Source organism: Sphingobacterium sp. UBA7625, from assembly GCF_002484085.1.
Classification (GTDB): Bacteria; Bacteroidota; Bacteroidia; order Sphingobacteriales; family Sphingobacteriaceae; genus Sphingobacterium; species Sphingobacterium athyrii.
Genome location: NZ_DLJD01000051.1, coordinates 567,731 through 590,220 on the forward strand (window position 1 = coordinate 567,731; position 22,490 = coordinate 590,220).

The 22,490-nt window shown below is 41.2% G+C and carries 12 protein-coding genes; 11 read left to right on the forward strand and 1 reads right to left on the reverse strand.

From position 1 onward, the window contains the following. Nucleotides 1-48 precede the first annotated feature (48 nt). From B4G94_RS22350 to B4G94_RS22400, 11 genes are all read left to right on the forward strand, one after another. Nucleotides 49-2,577, forward strand: a complete 2,529-nt coding sequence (locus B4G94_RS22350) for an alpha-L-arabinofuranosidase C-terminal domain-containing protein (RefSeq protein WP_286862068.1) — start codon at nt 49-51, stop codon at nt 2,575-2,577. Between the two features lie 28 nt (nt 2,578-2,605). Continuing rightward, nucleotides 2,606-5,002: a glycosyl hydrolase 115 family protein gene (locus B4G94_RS22355; protein WP_286862069.1), complete on the forward strand. Its 2,397-nt coding sequence runs from the start codon at nt 2,606-2,608 to the stop codon at nt 5,000-5,002. A gap of 43 nt (nt 5,003-5,045) precedes the next feature. Then, nucleotides 5,046-5,984 (forward strand): glycoside hydrolase family 43 protein, encoded by a 939-nt coding sequence (locus tag B4G94_RS22360; protein ID WP_286862071.1) that lies wholly within the window; start codon nt 5,046-5,048, stop codon nt 5,982-5,984. A gap of 123 nt (nt 5,985-6,107) precedes the next feature. Further along, nucleotides 6,108-7,532 (forward strand): sialate O-acetylesterase, encoded by a 1,425-nt coding sequence (locus B4G94_RS22365; protein WP_286862073.1) that lies wholly within the window; start codon nt 6,108-6,110, stop codon nt 7,530-7,532. A 458-nt stretch (nt 7,533-7,990) separates the two neighbouring features. After that, nucleotides 7,991-8,575: an RNA polymerase sigma factor gene (locus B4G94_RS22370; RefSeq protein WP_146191077.1), complete on the forward strand. Its 585-nt coding sequence runs from the start codon at nt 7,991-7,993 to the stop codon at nt 8,573-8,575. 56 nt (nt 8,576-8,631) lie between these two features. Further along, nucleotides 8,632-9,777 carry a FecR family protein gene (locus tag B4G94_RS22375; protein WP_286862075.1) on the forward strand — a complete coding sequence of 382 codons (1,146 nt, stop codon included), beginning with the start codon at nt 8,632-8,634 and terminating at the stop codon, nt 9,775-9,777. Nucleotides 9,778-9,808: 31 nt separating this feature from the next. After that, the gene (locus B4G94_RS22380) at nt 9,809-13,414 is read left to right on the forward strand and encodes a SusC/RagA family TonB-linked outer membrane protein (protein ID WP_286862077.1); all 3,606 of its coding nucleotides are present in this window, start codon (nt 9,809-9,811) and stop codon (nt 13,412-13,414) included. 12 nt (nt 13,415-13,426) lie between these two features. After that, nucleotides 13,427-14,851: a RagB/SusD family nutrient uptake outer membrane protein gene (locus B4G94_RS22385; RefSeq protein ID WP_286862078.1), complete on the forward strand. Its 1,425-nt coding sequence runs from the start codon at nt 13,427-13,429 to the stop codon at nt 14,849-14,851. A 20-nt stretch (nt 14,852-14,871) separates the two neighbouring features. Then, the gene (locus B4G94_RS22390; protein ID WP_286862080.1) at nt 14,872-17,322 is read left to right on the forward strand and encodes a zinc-dependent metalloprotease; all 2,451 of its coding nucleotides are present in this window, start codon (nt 14,872-14,874) and stop codon (nt 17,320-17,322) included. A gap of 1 nt (nt 17,323) precedes the next feature. Then, nucleotides 17,324-17,866, forward strand: a complete 543-nt coding sequence (locus B4G94_RS22395) for a hypothetical protein (RefSeq protein WP_286862082.1) — start codon at nt 17,324-17,326, stop codon at nt 17,864-17,866. Nucleotides 17,867-17,963: 97 nt separating this feature from the next. Further along, complete coding sequence (locus B4G94_RS22400) at nt 17,964-20,825, forward strand: glycoside hydrolase family 2 protein (RefSeq protein ID WP_286862084.1); 2,862 nt, start codon at nt 17,964-17,966, stop codon at nt 20,823-20,825. A gap of 152 nt (nt 20,826-20,977) precedes the next feature. Here the strand turns inward: B4G94_RS22400 and B4G94_RS22405 are convergent, their stop codons facing one another. Next, nucleotides 20,978-22,348: a glycoside hydrolase family 28 protein gene (locus B4G94_RS22405; RefSeq protein WP_108634937.1), complete on the reverse strand. Its 1,371-nt coding sequence runs from the start codon at nt 22,346-22,348 to the stop codon at nt 20,978-20,980. Between the last annotated feature and the right edge of the window lie 142 nt (nt 22,349-22,490).

Below are 22,490 nucleotides of genomic sequence, written 5' to 3' on the forward strand. Positions count from 1 at the left end.
ATAAATGTAATTTATACATTTATAGATATTTCTGATTAATTATAACCAATGAGAACTGATAACTTCAAATTAAGAGCCTATAATTTGTTTCTTACAAAATCGCTCTGCTTCTTTTGTTTATTCTGGATTTCCAATGTCAATGCTAATGTGCATAGGGTGAAGGCGTCTGAACCGGATTCAGCCTATTTTTTTGCTTATGCAAAAGAAAAGAATGCTGGCAGAGACGGGCTATTATATGCCTGGAGTCTGGATGGTAAAAAATGGAATTCAATTGGGACAGATTTGGCTTTTGTGAAATCTGATTATGGTCGTTGGGGATCAGAAAAACGAATGATAAATCCGGTATTATTACCACGAAAAGGAGGAGGATGGACCTGTGTATGGCAATTAACCCCCGAAAATAATGGTCCGTATGCACATACTTATACAAATGATTTTTTCAATTGGGGTAGGCAAGACTATTATGTTGCATTAAACGATTTGGATAAATCAACGGCGTCTCTTGTAAAAAACAGTATGTTGGCTCGCGAACATATTTCACTTCTTGGAGATCGTTTACATGGGACGAAGTTGAAAGTTGCGTGGTCTGTTATTAAAGAATTGATTAAACATTATGATCTTGCTTTGCTTAAGCAAAAGCAATGGTCCGAAAGAAGTATTGATGATGTCGCCCGTTTCCCTGGCCTAAAGCCATTGGATATTAAGTTGACGCCGAAAACAGAACAAACCAAGCCGATTAGTGACATGTTGGTGGGTGTATTTTTCGAGGATATTAATTACGCGGCAGACGGAGGTCTTTATGCAGAATTGATTCAAAATAGGGATTTTGAATATAAATTGAGTGATAAGCAAGGGCAGGACAAAAATTGGAACGAAAAAACAGCTTGGTCCATTGATGGGGCAGGACAATTCAATATTGATAGTCTAAACCCCATTCATCCCAATAATAAACATTATGCTAGGCTGCGGGGGGAAGGTACATTAAGAAATATAGGGTACGATGGAATTGCTCTGGATAAAAACGAACGCTATGGTCTTTCATTTTTTGCAAGAGGTACGTCCGGTAAAGGGCGCCAACTAAAAATTCGGATGAGCACGAAAGATGGAAAGATCCTGGATGAGAAATCTTTAACTGTTGACAGCAAAAACTGGAAGAAATATCAATTGACATTGACCCCTAATTCAACCTGTAAGGATGCTGTGTTGGAGCTTGTATTTACAGATCTACAACAATTGGATCTGGACCTGATTTCTTTATTTCCTCAGCATACATATAAAGGGCGTAAAAATGGATTACGAAAGGATTTAGCGGAAGCAATTGCAGCGTTAAATCCTCGTTTTGTCCGTTTCCCGGGAGGCTGTTTGGCACATGGCGATGGAATCGAAAACATCTACCATTGGTCCAGTACAGTAGGGCCATTGGAAAGCCGCGTGCCGCAGCGGAATATGTGGGGATATCACCAGACTGTAGGGTTGGGCTATTACGAATATTTCCAATTTTGTGAAGATATCGGGGCGCATGCTGTTCCGGTAGTCGCAGCTGGTGTGCCTTGTCAAAATTCGGGATCACATGGACATCCGCTAGGTGGCCAGCAGTGCGGTATCCCAATGGAAGATATGGATGATTATATCCAGGAAGTATTAAATCTGATTGAATGGGCCAATGGTGATAAAAATAGCACATGGGGAAAAGTACGTGCGGCAGCGGGGCACCCCGAACCATTTCATCTAAAATATATTGGTGTAGGTAATGAAGACCTAATATCCAATGTATTTGAAGAGCGTTTTACCATGATTTACAATGCTATTCGCGAAAAATATCCGGATATACAAGTTATCGGGACAGCAGGTCCATTTTTCGAGGGCACAGATTATGTTGAAGGTTGGAAAATTGCCAATAAATTAAACGTGCCCATTATGGACGAACATTATTATCAGACACCAGGATGGTTTATTCATAATCAAGACTTTTATGACAAATATGACCGGAGTAAATCGCAAGTGTATTTAGGAGAATATGCGGCGCATATTCATGGGCGGGCGAGTACTTTGGAAGTGGCACTGGCGGAAGCAGCCTATTTAACAGCGTTGGAAAGAAATGGCGATATCGTTAAGATGGCTTCTTATGCGCCGCTGCTAGCCAAAGAGGACTATACCCAATGGCGCCCCGATCTTATTTATTTCTCCAATACTGATGTGAATTTAACACCGTCTTATTACGTACAGCAGTTATTTGGCCGTAATAATGGGACTGAATATATTCCAATGGAAGCCAGCTACTCTAATGCTGCCGTTGATGTACAGAAGCGCGTGGCATTTTCTATGGTTAAAGATCCGAAAGATAAATCGCTCATTGTAAAAATGGTCAATATTCTACCTGTTACGGTTAATATACAATTGGATCTGAACAAGCTTAATTTAAAAGCTGAAACAGCGGTGGTTTCACAGTTAACTGGAAACTTGGAGAGTAAAACTGCTAAACCTGAAGAGCGGACTGAAACAGTTGAAAAGCTTAAGCATCAACAATTGCCACCCTATTCGTTGACCATCATACGAATTGAGTCCGCAGCGAAATAGCTTGTTAAAATATGATAAACCGTCTCAAATGGAGAAATTTTTATTGATCTTGATTCATTTTTGTTTGGCAATAGCACCTTTGTTTGCCAGCAAGCCCTTCCATCTGATCAAAAATAATCAGGCAGCTAATATCTATTACGGTGGCGGAAATCCTGTTGTTGAAACTGCATTGGAACTTCTGGGGGCAGATGCGCAACAAGTCAGCCAATCTGCATTTAAGCGAATAGCACATCCCTATCCCGGAGCGATTATCGTTGGTCAATTAAATGATCCAGTAATCGGCAAATTAATAAAAGATCATCACATTTCTCTTTCTGATATATCCGATAAATGGGAGGCTTTTTATTTGAAAGTCATTCAAATTGAAAAAGTGCCGACACTGTTAGTGATAGGCTCTGATGCTAGAGGTACGGCATACGGTGTTATGGAAATTTCTAGAAAATTGGGTGTTTCTCCATGGTCTTGGTGGGCAGACGTAAGCCCCCGCAAAAGATCTAACGTTTCACTATCGCCCAACTTTGAAGATAAACAATCTCCCTCGGTACAATTCAGGGGTATATTTCTGAACGATGAGGATTGGGGACTAACGCCATGGAGTAGTAAGATCTATGAGCCGGAAGCAAAGATAGTGGCTGGAATTGATCTGACGAAAACAAAAAAAATGTCCACGATCGGGCCTAAAACTTATGCCCGTATTTTTGAATTATTGTTACGCCTTCGGGCCAATTCAATCTGGCCGGCGATGCATGAGGTTACAGTCCCTTTTTATTTTGTTCAAGGAAATCGGGAAATGGCCGAAAAATATGGAATATATATCGGCTCATCGCATTGTGAACCACTCGCTCGAAATAGTGCCACAGAATGGGATATCGTAGGCAAAGGGCCCTATAACTATTTAACAAATAGACAGGAAATACTGGACTATTGGTCAAATCGACTGAAAACACTTGGTCAATCCCATAACATATTTACACTTGGTATGCGGGGGAAACACGATGGAGCAATGGAGGGTATTAAAACAATTGCAGCTTATAAAAACGCATTCAATGAGGTTCTCCAGGATCAAACGGATCTGTTGAGAAAATATATCAATGCAGATCCGGCTCAGATTCCTCAAGTCGTTATACCCTATAAAGAGGTATTGGATGTTTACCGAGCTGGTATAGACGTTCCTGACTATACCACGTTGATGTGGTGTGATGATAATTATGGTTACATTACGCATTTCCCAGATGAACAAGAGAAGAAAAGAAAAGGTGGGAATGGGCTCTATTATCATATATCGTATTGGGGAAGACCGCATGACTACCTCTGGCTATCGACAATGAGCCCAGCACTGATCTATCAGCAGCTAAGTGAAGCATATCAGCACGATGTACGGAAAATGTGGATTGTCAATGTTGGGGATATTAAGCCTGCTGAATATCAGATTGAGCTATTGATGGACATGGCCTGGAATATAGAACAGGTACAAAAAATGGGCATCAACCAGCACATGAATCATTTTCTGCAAAGGGAATTCGGAAATCGTTTGGCGAAGAAAATAGTACCGTTAATGCAGGAACACTATCGGTTGGCCCATATTCGAAAACCTGAGTTTATGGGAAATACGCGGACAGAGGAGAAAGATCCAGCCTATAAAATTGTTAAAGATCTGCCTTGGTCTGAACAGCAGATTCAGAAGCGATTGGTACAGTATAAACATCTTCAGGACGCTGCCACTGCAATTGATGCCACTGTGCCGCTAGACCGAAAGGATACCTATTTTGAATTGGTCCTTTATCCAGTAGTTGCAGCGGCAAAGATGAACGAGAAGCATCTGTATGCACAATTGGCACGCCATGGCAAAGCTGAGTGGGAAAAAAGTCACTTGGCATATGATAAAATCCTTTCTTTAAGTAAACGATACAATGCATTGAATAATGGTAAATGGAAAGGTATCATGGATTGTAAACCAAGAGACCTTGCTGTTTTCGATAAACTTATTGAAGAAAAAGCGGTCGCACCGATGGCTGATGATGATCAGCCTGCTAAGCGAATTTCGGGTAAAGATTTAACGGGTTCAATTGGGTATGAAGGCTTAGGTTATCAAGGAGAGGCAGCGGCTATCCCATTGGGCGTGGAAGCCAAGTATCGACTTCCGAGATTAAAGGGCGATTCTGTGACCATTGTCGTCCACTTGCTGCCTACTCATCCTGTCTCTTCAGATGATTTGCGTTTTGAGCTGTCTTTGGGAAAAGAAAAATCTTCGCCCATTTCTTACAAAACAATCGGACGAAGTGAAGAATGGAAAGAGAATGTCTTGCGGAATCAGGCTATTCGAAAGATTAAATTTAAAATAACTAATTTACAACAAGATATATTGCGCATAAAAGCACTCGATGAAGGAGTGATAGTCGACGAAATCGCGCTATATCTGGATTAAAGTTTTCTTCTTCTACTATATACTTGTTCATAATGATATTAACATGAAAAAACAATTTCTAGTTACACTCTTCGTTGTATTGACTTGCCTGGTTAAGGCACAATCTCCTGTCTATCTTTTTTCTTATTTCATAGGTAATGGCGCCGATGGGTTACATCTTGCTTACAGCTTGGATGGACTGAAATGGGAACCATTGAATCAAGGAAAACCTTTCTTGACACCAACTGTAGGAAAAGATAAACTGATGCGCGATCCCAGTATTTGCCAAGGGCCAGATGGGACGTTTCATCTGGTATGGACTACCGGTTGGTGGGATAAAATTATCGGATACGCCTCTTCTAAAGATCTTATGCATTGGACTGAGCAAAAAGCAATACCAGTCATGGTAGATGAGCCTGAGGCTAAAAACGCTTGGGCTCCGGAGCTTTTTTACGACAAAGCAACAAAAGAATACTATATCATTTGGGCTACTACCATTCCCGGAAGACATAAAGAAGTACTGACCAGTGACAGTGAAAAAGAGTTAAACCACCGTATGTATAGCGTGACGACAAAAGATTTTAAACGTTTTTCAAAAACCAAGCTATTTTTTGATCCCGAATTTAGCGTCATTGATGCCGCCATTATAGAGCAGGCCAATAGGGAATATATGATGATTTTGAAAAATGAAAATTCTAACCCGCCTGAGAAAAATATTCGGATCACGACAACGAAGAGTTTAGCCAAAGGATTTCCGACTACTGTTTCTAAGCCTATTACAGGTGATTACTGGGCGGAAGGTCCTGCTCCGTTGCAAGTTGGGGAATATATTTATGTATATTTCGATAAATACCGTGACCACAAATATGGAGCTGTACGCAGTAAAGACGGTGTCAACTGGGAAGATGTTTCTGATTTGGTGAGTTTTCCGAAGGGAATTCGTCATGGGACAGCTTTTACGGTAAATCAATCCGTTTTATCAAATCTATTAAAAGTAAACTGATAGTTTAGCATGAGATTCCTTGCCTTCGATTGTAGCTTCTTTTTTGTGATAAACAGTGAAGTGCAGGTTGCATATCGATGAATAGATACTTAATTTAAGCTCATGAGTTCGGAATTTATATTTATGAAGAAAATTCTCCTTTCCATACTTTTAGCAGCGCTGGCGCTGAGTACGCAGGCTAAAGTCAAACTGCCCCATGTTTTTGGTTCAAATATGGTACTTCAGCGAGATAAACCAGTGGTTATATGGGGACATGCGGATCCTCAGGAGAGCGTTGAGGTCAAATTGAAAGGTTTAACAAGAAAAACAGTGGCGGATCAAAAAGGTGCATGGAAAGTTACCTTTAAAGCACAAAAGGCAAGTTTCGATGCATTTACGATTGAAGTCAAGGGGGATAATACATTGTTGTTGGAAAATGTTGTTGTTGGTGAAGTGTGGCTATGTTCGGGGCAGTCCAATATGGAGTATACGATGCAATTACGTAAGGGGTATAAGAAGCCTGCTGTTGGAGTTGATCAAGCGGAGGAAGAATTGCGGCAGCCTGAAAATCCAAAAATTCGCTTATTCCTTGTTGCCAAAAAGAAAGGGCCGCAGGAGGATGTGGAAACTAATGGATGGGAAATTGCCAGTCCGAGCTCACTTGCACCGTTTTCCGCTCCGGGTTATTTCTTTGGAAAGACATTGCAACAACAGCTGAATGTTCCTGTAGGTTTAATTAGTTCATCCTGGGGCGGCAGTAGAATAGAGCCTTGGACACCCTTGGAGGCCTATCAAAACTCCGGTCTCTTTAAGCAGGAGATGCAAAACGGTGAAACCAAAATTGAAAATGCCGTTGCTGGAGAAATGTATGAAGCGATGATCCGTCCATTGGCACCTTTTGCCATGAAAGGCTTTATCTGGTATCAGGGTGAAAGCAATCTGATGTTTGAGGATGCACGTTACTATGCAAAACAAAAATTGCTGATCGACACTTGGCGTCGTGTCTGGCAGGATAAGAATATGCCATTTTACTATGTCCAGATTGCACCTTATTATTATAGTAAAAGGAATGACAAAACAAAACACAATGCAGAGGCATTGCCTTGGTTCTGGGAGATCCAGACGAAATGTATGGATATTAAACATTCGGGAATGGCGGTCGTAACTGATTTGGTTGATGACCTTTCTGATATACACCCCTCCTATAAATGGGAAGTGGGGCGTCGTTTGGCATTGTGGCCCCTGGCATTAGACTATGGCCAAAGAAATACTGTTTTTTCAGGACCGCAATATAAAAGCAAAAAGATAGTCGAAAGTAGCATAATACTGAATTTTAAATATGCTGGTAGCGGATTGCAATGTAAAGGCGATCAATTGACCTGGTTTGAAATTGCTGGCTCAGATGGAAAATTTGTACCTGCAGAAGCGAAGATCGATGGTGATCAGGTTGTTGTATGGGCAGCATCGGTAAAATCACCAAAACAGGTCCGCTTTGGCTGGAATGAAACCGCCCGACCCAATTTCTTTAATAAAGAGGGATTACCGGCATTACCTTTCAGAACGGAGTAGTATATTTTTGTTCTTTTTCTATTGAAGTACGCTACTTTTGAAGCTATCAAGTTGTTACTGAAATGACGAAGTTGTAACTATAGTTGCCATTCAGTAATAGACGGTTGTTATAAAAAAAGGTTTTCAAACGGGGAGAATGAAAACCTTTAAAATAACCAATTAATCCTAAATTTATGATAAAAAATATAATGCTATCTAATAGTTTTCTTTCATTACCATTGAATTACTCACTTCACTAAATCGACGATGAGTCCGATTTGATAATACAAGTTTAGGGATATAGAATTGTTTTGTCATCCTGTGCTGTTCTGCTTGTTTGACTTAATCAAAAATCCTAAAATGAATATAATATGGTCGCTCGAAAGCTATTGGCGTCTATATTAAGTTGAAAATTTGTAAATTTGACGACTGGTTAGGTGTTTAAACAGCATACTATCTGCCCTTTTGAAAAGTTTAAAATGGATGTTACCGCAGAAAATAAGCTAATGATTTCGCTTTCCCAGGGAGACGAACACTCTTTTTTTGCTTTATACGAGCATTATAGTCATGCCTTATTTTCCAATGTTTTTCGAATGGTTAAAGATAGGCAGGTCAGTGAAGAGATCGTACAAGATGTATTCCTAAAAGTTTGGCAAAAGAGATGCACCATTGATCCGAATCGAAGCTTTAAGTCTTGGATCTTTACAATAGCTAAAAATGACGTGATTTCATGGTATAGGAAATTAGCAAAAGAAACCGCGCTGCAGGAAAACTTATACCAACATTTCGAGCACCTCTATGTCATGGAAAAAGAGGGGGATATTCAAGAAAAACAAGCGGCATTATTGGAACGAGCACTCAATACCTTAAGTGAGCGCAGAAAAGAAATCTTTGTTTTATGTAAAATAGAACAGAAAAGTTATGAGGAGGTTGCTCAGAAATTGAATATTTCCGTATCTACTGTGAGTAATGCCATGGTCAAATCCAACCAACATATTCGCCAATTTGTGCAGGATCACTATGATGAGATTTTAATCATTCTTGTTACGTTCTATTTTTTTTAAAAAAAATAAGTTAGCGATAGTGTTTTTGCTAGTAAGTTGCGTATTAACTTATAGATATGGCAAAAAAAATAGAAAATATTTACAAGAGCTATTTGAATGGGAGTATCAATCGTGTTGATCTGGATGCGCTCCTTCTGTATTTTGGGAAAGCTGGTGATGATGAATTGAATGCGCTGACTTCCTTTGCTATTGAAGATTTTGAGGCAGATCACGTCGAAGAATCTTTCGCTGCGCATATCCCGGTTATTAGGCAGCGATTGGAAAATAAACTGAACGAGTCCAAAAAGCAGCCGATCCGTTTAAGATATAGAAAGAGCTGGTGGGCGGCAGCGTCCATTCTGTTTGTAGCGGGATTGGCCACATGGTTTTATGCAAAACAAAGTCCCAAGCATTCCGATGTGATAGCCCCTTCGGAACCTATTTTATATGTTAAAGATAGATCTGGTAAAGAAATAGCCATTTTGCCGAAAACAGACTCGATTTGGACAGTAGGCGATATTGCCTTTTCTCGGATCGACAGTCAAACTGTAAAAGTAATCGCAGTAGGTAAAAATCCAAGTTTGCAAACGATATATACTCCCAATTCGGACTTTAGGCTAGTTTTGGAGGATGGTAGTAAGATTACGATGAACGCTGCATCAACCTTACGGTTTCAGCTCCCTTTTACCCCTGCTAAAAGAGAAGTTTCTTTGGAAGGAGAAGGTTACTTTGAAGTCGCTCATGATGCGCGAAGACCATTTACAGTAAATGCTGGTGCTGCAAAAATCGAAGTATTGGGAACTGTATTTAACGTACGAAATTATACGAGTGATGGGCGAGTTACCACATCTCTCATGTCTGGACGGATAGCCTTAAGTAAATCGGGGACCTCTGAAAGAATTGTCCTCCGCCCCGGCGAAACAGCTGTAACCGATCAGAAAGGAATACATATCGAAAATTTGGCTCCTAAGCAAGCTGTTGCTTGGACGGTTGGCTACTTTGATTACCGGGATCAGTCACTTCGCGTTATCTTGTCAGATATGTCCAGGTGGTATGGCGTAGATGTCGATACCATTACGCTACCTACTGATCAATCGATCTATATGAAGGTTCGAAAAAATATTCCATTACAGGAAATGTTGAATCTATTGAATGAAGCAAGTGGTCTAAATTTTCAATTGAACAATAAAAAAATCACATTAAAAGCTACTCATAAAAAATAACAACTAAATAGTACATTTACCTTAATCTACCATGTCACACCTAACCGAAAAGCAACCGGTATTTTTACGAAAATACCTGAGTTTGGTTGCTGGAATTGCCTTGATGAGCATGATTGACCCCTATGAATTACATGCGCAACAGGTACAATTGAATTTTAAAAATGCCGATGTCAAAGAGGTGATTACGAGTTTATCGGATCACTACGGCTATGAATTTGTATTTGACGGCAATCTGCTCAAATCGGCGCACCCGATCAGTGTTAATCTAAAACTTTCAAGCGTCGAAGATGCTTTATCCATTTTGTTTAAGGATCAGCCCTTCGGCTATCGTTTGGAAAACAAACGGATTATTCTCTATCGTAAAGCTGTGTCAACCATTAATCAGCTTGTACGCGGAAAAGTAATAGACAGTTTGGGTAATACCATTCCCGGCGTGTCTATTCATAATTTACAGGATGATAGCCAGACGATGAGTTCCGGAGATGGTGATTTTGAATTGAACGTCGCTAGCTCAGACATTCAATTGTCTTTTAGGCATGTTTCTTTTAATGAAAAGGTCATGCACTTCAGCCCGGAACAAATTGCTCGGCCCGTCCGTGTGATGTTGAGCGCAAAGGAGTCTATGCTCAACGAAATTATGATAACGGGATATCAACGTATCAGCAAAGAACGTAGTCCTGGAGCTTATACCGGTATCAGCAATGATCAATTGAACAAACAGATTAATACCGATTTGACTTCCGCGTTAGAAGGTCAGGTGGCTGGGTTGACCTATATCAAAAATCCAACGCGCTCCGGTGCAGACAGCCCCGTACTTCGGGGCATTGGCACCTATTCCAGTCAGGTGACCACCAATCCACTCATTGTTGTCGATGATTTGCCGACGGAGTTCACCTTGAACGATATTAATCCCTATGACGTTGAGTCCGTTACCGTTTTGAAGGATGCGACAGCAGCGTCCATTTACGGTGCCCGTGCGGCTAATGGTGTTATCGTAGTGACCACCAGAAAAGGGAAAGGGCAAGGTGTTTCCGTGAACTTTAATGTGGACCAATTCATCACGCAGAAACCGGATATCTCCAAAATGCACTATGCGCGTACATCGGATTTAATCGATTATGAAATTGATGTATATCAGAAGGAGCTATCCCGTTATGCGAATAGTGAATCGCTATTTAATTACTATGGAAAGCTGGGAAGTGGCAGTCTAAAATATTATTCACCATTGTATGATCTATTTCGAAAGGAATCCATTGGTGCGATTAGTCAGCAAGAACGGGAGGCAACGATCAATTCATGGCGGAGCAACGATTATATTAAGGAGTTTACGGACAATGTCTGGCAGAATGAAACACGTCAACGTTATAACGCGAGCATCTCCCAGAACTCCACTAAGAGCAATACCTTTGTTTCTTTTAATTATGATAAGGGAAAGGGACAGGTGGTCAATGAAAAGAATGAGAAATTCAACTTATATCTAAAGTCGGGCTTTAATTTGACCAAGTGGTTGTCTGCAACAGTAGGACTGAATGGTACGTATACAGTAAATAAAGAAACCGACGGCGTTTACAATAATGTGTTCTTGCAACCACGTTATGCTCGCATCAAAGATGAAGGTGGCAACTTAGTCTATACACCGTACGTTGAATTGCCCAGTTCAGTAGGACCAGGCTCTGCCATTAACGGCGAAACGGCGGAACAAATTGCTGCAAATGGAAATCTAAAAAGTACATCCTTTAATGTGCTTGAGGCATTAGGAGAGGGCATTGAAAGTAATAAAAGTTTAGGACTTCGTGCTTTTACATCGTTGCGGGCCAATATTTACAAAGGACTTTCTTTTCAGACACAGTTTTCATATGAATTGGGCCAAGCAGCACGTGAAAGCTTCTACGATGAAGATAGCTACATGATGCGCGTTGCATCAAATGCAATGGTCAGTTACAATGATGCGACGGGTATTTATACCAAGAATTTACCTGCTGGAGGACGTTACTATCAATTTGAGAGCAAACGCTATAGTTACACCTTTCGGAATCAGTTTAACTACGATAATACCTTTGGACAATATGGTCAACATCAACTGACAGCATTGGCCGGATTCGAGATGCGACAGTCACATGTACCACGCTCAATTGAACAATTGCTTTTAGGGTACAATCCTGTAACATTGACTTCGACAACAATTGATTGGGCAACCTTAAGTAAAACAGGAATAACGAGTTATGTGTATGGGGGAAACAACCGACTATCTGATTTGAATGGTGGGGCGCAAACAGAAACTTTACATCGATATACTTCACTTTATGCCAACGCAGGTTATACATATAATAATAGATTTAACTTGACTGGAAGCATACGGGTAGATCAAGCAGATCTATTTGGTGTAGATCCAAAGTTTAAATATCGCCCTTTATGGTCCGTCGGAGCTGGCTGGAATGTCAGCAACGAAGGCTTTATGAAAAATGAAGACTGGTTGAATTCACTCAAACTGCGGGCTACATATGGTATTACCGGTAACGTGGATCAAGCCAGTTCCAGCTATGGAACTGCAACCTGGAAATCGGATAAACTTTTCCCCTATCTGCAGTATTTGGAACAAAGGTCATTGCCAAACCCCATGTTACGCTGGGAAAAAACATCAACCACCAATTTAGGGATGGATTTTTCGATTTTCGACAACCGCCTTTCGGCTAGTATCGATGCCTATAATCGATATAGCTCGGATTTATTGATTAATTCTGTTCTCGATCCTACGGTGGGGGCCAGTTCCCGTGTGATTAACAACGGTGCACTACGTAATAAAGGGATTGAGTTTAATATCAACGGTGTGTGGTTTAAAAAGAAAGATTTTACGGCAAGTACACAGCTGGTATTTTCCTTTAATAAGAATAAGGTGGAGAAAGTGAACGGCTTAACTTCTACAGCCCAATCGTATGTTGGTTCACCAAGTAATTACTTTTTTGAAGGAAGTAGCTATAATTCAATCATGGCTTTTCGCTATGGAGGTATGGTGAATGGCTATCCTTATTTCTTGGATCAAAACGGTGAATCAAATGTTGTCTTTGATGAGAACGGTACACCGACGAGCATCAAAGAAATTACCTCGCCGGAGGCACTGGTAAATATGGGGACCTTGTTTCCTAAGTATACAGGTTCTATCAATCAACGTTTGCGCTATAAAGCATTTGATCTGTCTGCGATGTTCGTTTTTTCGGGCGGACATAAACTGCGTAAAGATGCAATCGACTTAGCAAGTGATAAGCTGACAAACGCGGGTTTGGTCAATCGATGGGCAGAAGGTGCGGATAATGATTATCCAAGATTACTGGTTGATTATCCAGACAAATTACGTACCGATGCGAGCAAACTATCTACCTTATGGCGGAATAGCGATAAGCAGATTGTTTCTGCAGACTACATCAAGCTGCGAAATGTGGCTGTGGGTTATCAATTACCAAAACAATTGGCGCAGAAAGTGGGGATGCAAAACGTCAAATTAACCTTGCAGGTGAATAATTTATGGACCTGGACTGCGGCTGGTGATGATATCGATCCAGAAGCCTATTCGCTCAATAGCGGAACACGCAATTTGCCACTGGCTAAATCATTCCTCATGGGGCTTTCATTAACTTTTTAATCTGAATCTACGATGACTTTTAAAACTTTAGCGGCGGCATTTGTGACTCTAGTGGTCTTTTCCGCCTGCGACAAATACCTCGATATAACACCAAAAGGCTCACAATTGGTGAGCACCGCTCAAGATTATTACGATTTGGTCGCTTATCCCAATAGGGGCTATCCGATTAATAACTTTCAATATTTGGTCGATGACCAGTATATGAAAGAATCCAATGTAATCGGTTTGACGCCTAATATGAATACCATTAACTTTTTGTTCCAAGAACAAGAGGATCGGGTAAGCCGCATTACCGCATCGAGCTTTTACAATCAATGTTATAAATATATTGCACAGTGGAATATGATTATTTCCTTGGTTGATGAAAGTACAGGCGATAGTCAATTAAAGACCCTAGCCAAGGCTGAGGCCAAGATGCTTCGGGCCTTTGATTATTTCCATTTGATTAATGTCTACGCCAAAGCCTATGACGCGAATACCGCTTCTCAGGATGGCGGTGTCTGTATTATGGATAAATATGACCTTGAAGCTAAGCCGGCAAAATCAACGGTACAGCAGGTATACGATTTTATCCAAAAGGATATCGAGGATGCTTTGCCCTATTTGCAGGAGAAACCTACGAATCCCTATCATCCGTCACTGGCCTTTGCTTATGCATTGAAGGCGAAGGTGCATCTTTTCAAAAGAGAGGTTGTTGAAGCGCAAGCTGCTGCAGAAAAAGCCTTGCAGCTTAATGGACAGCTAATTGATCTTGTTCGGTATGAAAAGTTAGGGGGGCCAAGCAAGACGCCTATAATCGCTGAAAATAACCCGGAAGTATTAAGCTATATGTATGTGAATGGCTATACGGAGATGAATTTTGGTTATAGCTATATCTTAAGCCCAGAATTGACAAGTATGTTTGACAAGGAAGACAAACGCTTTAGTCTATTCTATACGACCTCAAATGCTAGTTTTCTGGATATTGGTGCTGGAGCAAGTTACTACAACGTGAAATACACTGCTTTTTTCTTCCCCACAGTGGGACTGAAAACACCGGAGATTTACCTTATGCTGGCCGAATGTTATGCCCGTCAGGATCAATTTACAAAGGCTATCGACATGTTGAATACCTTACGTAAAACCCGGATCGAAGGCGATAAAGCAATACTGGCGGTTCCAACTACCCGAAAAGAAGCGATGAATCTAGTGATAAACGAACGCCGTAAGGAATTGCCAATCGGTTTCCATCGTTTTTTTGATTTGAAACGCTTGAACCTAGAACCTGACTATGCCAAAACACTTGTTCGTGTATTCCCTATTGTCAATAAGACGGTGGAGCAAAAGACCTATACGTTGGCCCCAAATTCACGAATGTATATTATTCCATTTCCATTGGATGCAATGAAGTTAAACCCAAACTTACGTTTGAACACGGATGAAACTGTACCGTTTTAATATATGCTATTACATTACACATGAAAAACAAAATTATCTATAGTTTGCTTGCCTTGCTCTTGTCCGGCGGTATGGCTCAAGGCCATCAAAATTTGACTCCGGTAGACACTATAAAATCAAAAAATGATTTGGATGAAGCCTATGAAAAGATTTTAAAGAAGAAAAAAATTGCCCGTTCCGGCGTATTTAATGTTTTTGAATCTGACAAAAAATGGTATCTAGAAATACCGGACAGTCTGTTGAACCGTTATTTCCTGACGGTAACGCGCTTGGTGTCAGCCCCACAGGGATTCCCAATGTATGGCGGTGAAAAGCTGAATGAACAGACACTTTATTTTGAGAAAGGCCTGGGTGACCGTATACAGTTGCGGGCAGCAATTTATAAACAAGACGCCCCGGAAAACGATGCTATACGGATCGCACTAGTTCAGTCTCAGGAAGATCCAATCATCGCTATTTTAGATATAAAAGGACTTAATCCGGCAAAAAACGGCTATCTTATCGATGTGACAGATCTTTTTCGCAAGGACAATGCGGCGATTTCCTTTGACAGCAAAATAAAAAGTGAAAATAAACTGTCATCACTGGCAGACGACAGATCTTTTATTACTGATATGAAAGTCTTTCCGATCAATTTAGAAGTGAAGACTACAAAGACATATTCATCCACCTCTGGTACACCGGCAGCGAGTTTGACGGGAGCGATGACTTTTACGACCAATACATCCATGGTATTATTGCCAAAAGTGCCGATGAAAAAGCGGATTTTTGATGATCGTGTGGGCTATTTCGCCAATAAATATATTTTATTCACCGATAAAGATCAACGCTCCAAAGCGTTGAATTTTATACAACGCTACAGACTTGAGCCTAAGATCAATGATGTGTCGCGATACTTAAAAGGTGAACTTGTAGAACCACAAAAGCAAATTGTATACTATATAGACCCCGCGACGCCCAAGAAGTGGCGCCCTTATCTCATCGCAGGGATCAATGACTGGAACGTCGCATTTGAACAAGCCGGATTTAAGAATGCAATCGTAGGCAAAGAGTGGCCCGAGCAGGATACGACCATGAGCCTGGAAGATGCGCGTTTTTCCGTCATCCGTTACTTTGCTTCTGAAAAAGCAAATGCTTATGGGCCGCGGATTTCAGATCCTAGAAGCGGTGAGATTATTGAAGCGCATGTCGGTTGGTATCATAATGTCATGAAACTTGTCCAACAGTGGTTTATGGTACAAGTGGGGCCATTAAACAAAGCTGCTCAAAAAATGCAGCTGGATGACGAAGTGATGGGGCAGTTAATTCGCTTTGTTTCTTCACACGAAGTGGGACATAGCTTGGGGCTACGGCATAATATGGGGGCGAGCAGCCAAACGCCGGTGGAGAAATTGCGCGATAAGAAATGGGTTGAAAAACATGGACATACCGTTTCGATCATGGATTATGCAAGATTCAATTATGTAGCCCAGCCAGAAGATAACGTTGCGCTTGCTGGAATATATCCACGCGTAGGCATGTACGATAAATGGGCCATTCAATGGGGGTATCAATATCTTCCACAGTTTTCGACTGGTGAAGAAGAGCGGGGTTATCTTACAAAACAGGTGACAGATAGTCTGATGGTCAACCCAAAGCTATGGTTCGGTGGGGAAGGAAACAATGAAGATCCGCGTAGTCAGAAGGAAGATCTGGGCGACGATTCTATGTTGGCGAGTACCTATGGCCTCAAAAATTTAAAACGCGTCGTTCCCCAATTGATCGCATGGACAGACGAGCCTTCGGATGATTACAGCAACCTAAAAGATATGCATAAAGCTGTCCGCGGACAATTTAATCGCTATTTATACCATGTGCTAAAAAATATCGGAAGTCAAGAGATTACGAATAAAGTCCGGGGTCAAAAAGGAGCCGTCTACGCGGCTGTTCCCAAAGAAAAGGTAAAAGCAGCAGTACACTATGTAAATGATAATGTATTTGCGCCACCCTTGTGGTTGTATCCTGACAATATACAGTCCCTAATTGGAATAGACGTCAATAAAGAAATCAATGATCAACAAGAGCAGATGCTCAACATGCTGATGAGTCCCGGTTTGCTTTATAATGTTTATATCAAGTCTCTAAGCAATGAAGACCCTTACACCTTGAATGAATATTTGGAAGATGTTGGTCATGGAATATGGACATTGCCCGGTGGTGATCTTCGTATTGATGCCTTCAAACGTGGCCAGCAACGCTTTTTTCTGGAACGGGTAAATCAAGTTGTTAACCCGAAAATCGGACCTGGGTCGGATATTATTACACAGGCACAGCGCAGTGACGTGCAACTGTATGTCAGAAATTATCTGCCAGGTTTGATTGAGCAGATCAATCTGCTTAATGCCAAGCAAACAGATCAACTCAATAAGCAGCATCTGAATTTGATGCTGCAAGAAATTAAACGTATTCAAAATCAAATAAACAAAGACTAAAATGAAAAGTAGATTTAAAAAAATGTATGTGGCATGCGTGATCGGCTTCATGCTGGTTTCTTGCCAATTAAGCCAAGGGCAGGATAATGCACAGGCACAACGGGACAGATTATTTAAGGCCTACATGGAAGTTAAAAAGGATATTACGGATGAGAACTTTGCGGGAGGTAAGGGGCATGTCGTTCAATTAGAAAAAGAAGTACAGAACTTTCGGCTAAAAGGTCTGCAGCTTGACGATATGATGCGCCTTAAGAAGGTCAGTCAGACCATGAAGGCAGACGCTGCCGGCTTGAAATCTGCCCAAGATATGAAGGCAATGAAGGTTTCATTCTCTGCAATTACGCAATCCCTATTTACCATTATGGAAACGATGAAATGTACAGATGAAGCCGTCTACTTACAATATTGTCCGATGGAAAAAGGTTATTGGTTAAGTTACGACAAGGACATTGAAAATCCTTACGCAGCTTCCATGCGTAATTGTGGACAATTGGTTAAGGGTATGGCGACAGAAGATTATCCTGAGCCCGTAGCCTGTCATTAAGGATCTTCGAAGAAATTACAACAAATCAGGTAAGTTCAGGACACTTTAGTGTCCTGAACTTTTTATTTTAGGGGCTTGCAAACTCAATGATAAACCTATGCTTAAAATTCGAATAGCCTTCCTTACATTGCTGTGTGTTACGACCGTCCTAATGGCCTCAGCACAGACGCAGAAAGAAATACATTATCTTTCGGGAACAGACAATATTCACACGGTCAATTGGGACTTCTGGGTCACAGGTGGACGTAAAGCAGGGAAATGGGATAAGATTGCGGTGCCGAGTCATTGGGAACAGCAGGGATTTGGGGCTTACAATTATGGTCGGGACTATGTGACCTATGGAAAGAATTTTGTATTTCACGATGAGAAAGGTCTGTATCGGCATCAGTTTACTGTTCCAAAGCATTGGAAAGGGAAGAAAATAAGCTTGGTGTTTGAGGGGGCGATGACGGATACTGAAGTCAAGATCAACGGTCAGCTGGCCGGAGATATCCACCAAGGTGCTTTCTATCGGTTTAAGTACGATGTTACCGACAAGATCACCTTCGGCAAGACTAACATATTAGAAGCCACTGTATCGAAGATGTCTTCCGATAAATCCGTTAACAACGCGGAGCGTCTAGCGGATTATTGGATTTTAGGCGGTATTTATAGACCGGTGTACCTTGAGGCGACGCCACAGGAACATATCAGCTGGACGGCTATTGATGCAAAAGCAGACGGAACTTTTCGAAGCAGTGTGCATTTGGAGGGCCTGTCTAAAGCGAATGATCTATTGGTAGAGATCAAAGATTTAAAGGGGAATGTGATCTCATCTCAGAAATTTCCGATTACTTCGAAAGATTCGGTGAAATTGGTCGAAATGAAAGTAGGAAAGCCGTTGCTTTGGACAGCCGAGACACCAAACCTATATCAGGTTACCTATACCCTAGTAAATGGCAAGAATAAAGGATATCAATATCGGGATCGTTTTGGTTTCAGGACGATCGAAGTTCGCCAAGGAGATGGCATCTATGTCAATGGTGTGAAAGTGAAGATGAAAGGTGTGAATCGTCATGTATGGTGGCCCGAAACCGGACGTTCAGTGAACGCGCAATTGGATCTGAACGATGTGAAATTAATCAAGGAAATGAATATGAATGCGGTACGCTGTTCGCATTATCCGCCAGATAGGTCGTTTTTGGCTTATTGCGATTCATTGGGCTTATATGTTTTGGATGAATTAGCTGGGTGGCAAAAGGCATACAGTACCGTTGTGGGCAAAAAGCTGGTGCAGGAAATGGTTATCCGCGATGCCAATCATCCTTCCATTATACTTTGGAGCAACGGTAATGAAGGTGGCCACAATAAAGAACTCGTAGACGAGTACAAAAAATATGATCTTTCCGCACGACCTGTGATCCATGCACACCATAGACCTGGGAATGCAATCAATGGAATCGACTGCAACCATTATGAAGACTTTTATTCGACCAAAAAAATTCTGGAAGGTCCTAATATATACATGCCGACCGAATTTCTCCATGCACAGGATGACGGTGGCGCCGCGGCAGGATTAGCAGATATATGGGAGTTGCATTGGAATGCCAAATTGGGTGCAGGCGGATTTATCTGGGACTTTGCGGATGAGGGTATCGTACGGACAGATTTCAATAATGTGATTGATGTCAACCGGGTAAATGCGCCGGACGGAATCCTTGGACCCCATCGTGAAAAAGAAGGAAGTTTCTATGCCATTCGGGAGATCTATGCACCTGTGCATATTACGATGAAGAAATTACCTGCTGATTTCAATGGAATTATTCCGGTGGAAAATCGATTCCACTTTACCGATCTAAAAGCGTGTCAATTTGAGGGTAAACTGATTACTTATCAACAGCCCTATGCGGATGAATCGGGCATGGATTCGGTGCTAAACCTAAAAGTAAACAGTCCTGTAGTGGCTCCTACGCAAAAGGGAGCTTTGCAATTGAATTTGCCCGGTGACTGGAAGCAGTATGATGCGCTGGTATTGACCGCGACTGATCCACAGGGTGCAGAAATCTATACCTGGACATGGCGTGTAAAATCCAATCAAGCCCTTACTGCTGAAATCCTACCTTTGAAATCTTTTACCGATGTTGAAGCGAAGGAAGACAGTGCGAATTATATTCTTAAGGCAAATGGAATAACCGCTTTTATTTCTAAAAAAACAGGATTATTGGTTGATCTGGCCAATGATTATAGCATGAAATTGGCTTTCAATAATGGACCTGTGCTTATTGATGGTCAGTCGGAGCTGAAAAGTGCTAAACGTTGGCAAGATGGAAAAAACGAAGTTGCTGAGTTTATGTTTGATGGTAATCTAAGCTTTATCCGTTGGACGATGCGTCCGGATGGTTGGTTGAAACTCGATTATGCCTACAACATGAAAAAAGCAGTACCTTATGCGGGAGTAAGCTTCAACTTTCCTGAAAACTATATTATCGGAGCCAAATGGTTGGGAAATGGCCCTTACCGCGTATGGAAGAATAGGTTGCAAGGAGTTACGCTAAATACATGGGAAAAAATGTACAACGATGGAAAGGCCGGTATTGGGCCATGGACATTTCCTGAATTTAAAGGCTACTTTTCGGATGTCAGTTGGGTACAATTCAATACCGTGCAAGGAAAGTTTTTGGTCGCAACAGATCAAGATGATCTATTTCTGCGGCTGTTTGAATTTTATGGGATTTCAGGTCCCAAAGGATATCCACAATTACCTACTGGAGATATTTCCTTTTTGGACGCCATTCCGCCTATTGGAACAAAGTTGGCCCTGGGGATCAATGGTAATGCAGCAGTGAATGGACCTGCAGGAGAGCCGAATCAAATGGATAAAAAAATAGACCGGACACTCTATTTTTACTTTGGTACACCGAAGGGAGAAAAAGAAAATACCCAATTCGTGATGCCTAAAGTAAATGTATTGACCGATTAATATACTGGTTCACACATGAAAAAGGGCTTTTCTATTTTAATGGAAAAGCCCTTTTTTATGTATGAAGATTTATTGTATCAGGTTTATTGAATGATTTCATGGTGCGAATCTCTTTAATGAGGAGAGATTGGAAACCAATTCAGTATGGCCTGTTATTCTTTGTAGGAGAAATCCTTAACATATTGATTTTGGACTGCAGTTGAGGTTATTTTTTTGAGTCGTACATCCTTCAATTGAACCGTCTGAATGGGAAGTTCCGAATTGCCGTTGATTTTTGAAATAAATTGACCCACCTCCGCTTGGATGTTCGAAAGATAGATATTCGATATTGGCGTTAGTTTTTTTACTTTGGTTGGTACCAGGTTGCGCCATTGATAGAGCACATCTGTATCTATCCCAAGGATTCCCTCTTTTACATTTTGGGCTTTGATATTTGAAAAATAAATGTTTTTGACATAGCCGCCCATACGTTCATTGGTTTTGATGAACAGTAAATGCATGAGTTTCTCATTAGGCAATACCGTACAATTATTTACATAGATGTTTTCGATGCCACCCGATAGCTCACTCCCAACGGCCAGTAATTGGTGACCGTCACGGATTTCACAATTGCGGATGACGATATTTTTTGTTGGTGTTTTTAATCGCCAGCCTTCCGGATTCCGGCCCGATTTCAATGCAATAGCATCATCACCTTGGTCAAAAATACAATTCTCAATCAATACATTCTCACTCATTTCTGGGTCGATCCCATCATTGTTATGACCATGAGCATAGATGTCGATCCCACGTACAAGGACATCTTTCGTTAAGTAGAGGTGTAAGGTCCAAAAAGGACTGTTTCGGATTTTGATATCCTCTACCCGAACCTGTTGGCAACGGTTGAATTGAATAAATTGCGGTCTAAGGTTGGATGTATCATTGACCATAAGGCGTTGTTCGACAGGTATCCCTTCTTGCGCCCAATTATAGAGATTTTTGATACTCTCCATATGTGGTTTCGGTCTTGGAAACCATTTCTCCCAAACAGTAAGATCCGCTTTTATGGTTCCCTTGCCAGTAATGGCAACATTTGTGGCTTCGTAAGCATAGATCAGCGGGGAGTAATTATAGCATTCTAATCCTTCCCAACTACTGTGAACAGCAGGCAGATAGTCCTTCGGGTCTCCCGAAAATAATAACGTTGCTCCTGCACTGACATGTAAGTTGACATTACTTTTTAAGTGTATAGCCTTCGTTATCCACTCACCTGGGGGAATAATGACATTCCCTCCAGCTCTTGTCGCCAGATCAATTGTTTGAGCTATTGCAGTGGCCGTACTTTCCTTATCGCCTTGGCGTGCACCAAAATCGCGGATATCGTAGTTTTTACAATGCTCGAAATTGGGAACCTTAAACGTTGGGATTTCAAAAGGAGCCTGAATGTTGATCTCTTCCTGTGCGAGCTTGCCTGTTTGCGCAAAGCTTAAGCCAACAAAGGATATTGATAATAAAATGATTGTAAAGATTGATTTATATGTCATAATTGATCCGTAATGTGTTCTGAAGGGGGTACTAGCGCTAATTGCTCCAAAACAATAATTGTTAAAAATAAAGAACAATCATAGGAGAACCTAATTTTGCAAAGCAGGACAGTACAAGGTGGTTTGGAGATGCTTTCTTGGG

Excerpts from the sequence above, each read along its gene's own strand:
- B4G94_RS22390 (WP_286862080.1), top strand. The coding sequence starts at position 14,872 with ATGAAAAACAAAATTATCTATAGTTTGCTTGCCTTGCTCTTGTCCGGC.
- B4G94_RS22365 (WP_286862073.1), top strand. The coding sequence starts at position 6,108 with ATGAAGAAAATTCTCCTTTCCATACTTTTAGCAGCGCTGGCGCTGAGT.
- B4G94_RS22385 (WP_286862078.1), top strand. The coding sequence starts at position 13,427 with ATGACTTTTAAAACTTTAGCGGCGGCATTTGTGACTCTAGTGGTCTTT.
- B4G94_RS22395 (WP_286862082.1), top strand. The coding sequence starts at position 17,324 with ATGAAAAGTAGATTTAAAAAAATGTATGTGGCATGCGTGATCGGCTTC.
- B4G94_RS22370 (WP_146191077.1), top strand. The coding sequence starts at position 7,991 with ATGGATGTTACCGCAGAAAATAAGCTAATGATTTCGCTTTCCCAGGGA.
- B4G94_RS22360 (WP_286862071.1), top strand. The coding sequence starts at position 5,046 with ATGAAAAAACAATTTCTAGTTACACTCTTCGTTGTATTGACTTGCCTG.
- B4G94_RS22355 (WP_286862069.1), top strand. The coding sequence starts at position 2,606 with ATGGAGAAATTTTTATTGATCTTGATTCATTTTTGTTTGGCAATAGCA.
- B4G94_RS22380 (WP_286862077.1), top strand. The coding sequence starts at position 9,809 with ATGTCACACCTAACCGAAAAGCAACCGGTATTTTTACGAAAATACCTG.
- B4G94_RS22405 (WP_108634937.1), bottom strand. The coding sequence starts at position 22,348 with ATGACATATAAATCAATCTTTACAATCATTTTATTATCAATATCCTTT.
- B4G94_RS22400 (WP_286862084.1), top strand. The coding sequence starts at position 17,964 with ATGCTTAAAATTCGAATAGCCTTCCTTACATTGCTGTGTGTTACGACC.
- B4G94_RS22350 (WP_286862068.1), top strand. The coding sequence starts at position 49 with ATGAGAACTGATAACTTCAAATTAAGAGCCTATAATTTGTTTCTTACA.
- B4G94_RS22375 (WP_286862075.1), top strand. The coding sequence starts at position 8,632 with ATGGCAAAAAAAATAGAAAATATTTACAAGAGCTATTTGAATGGGAGT.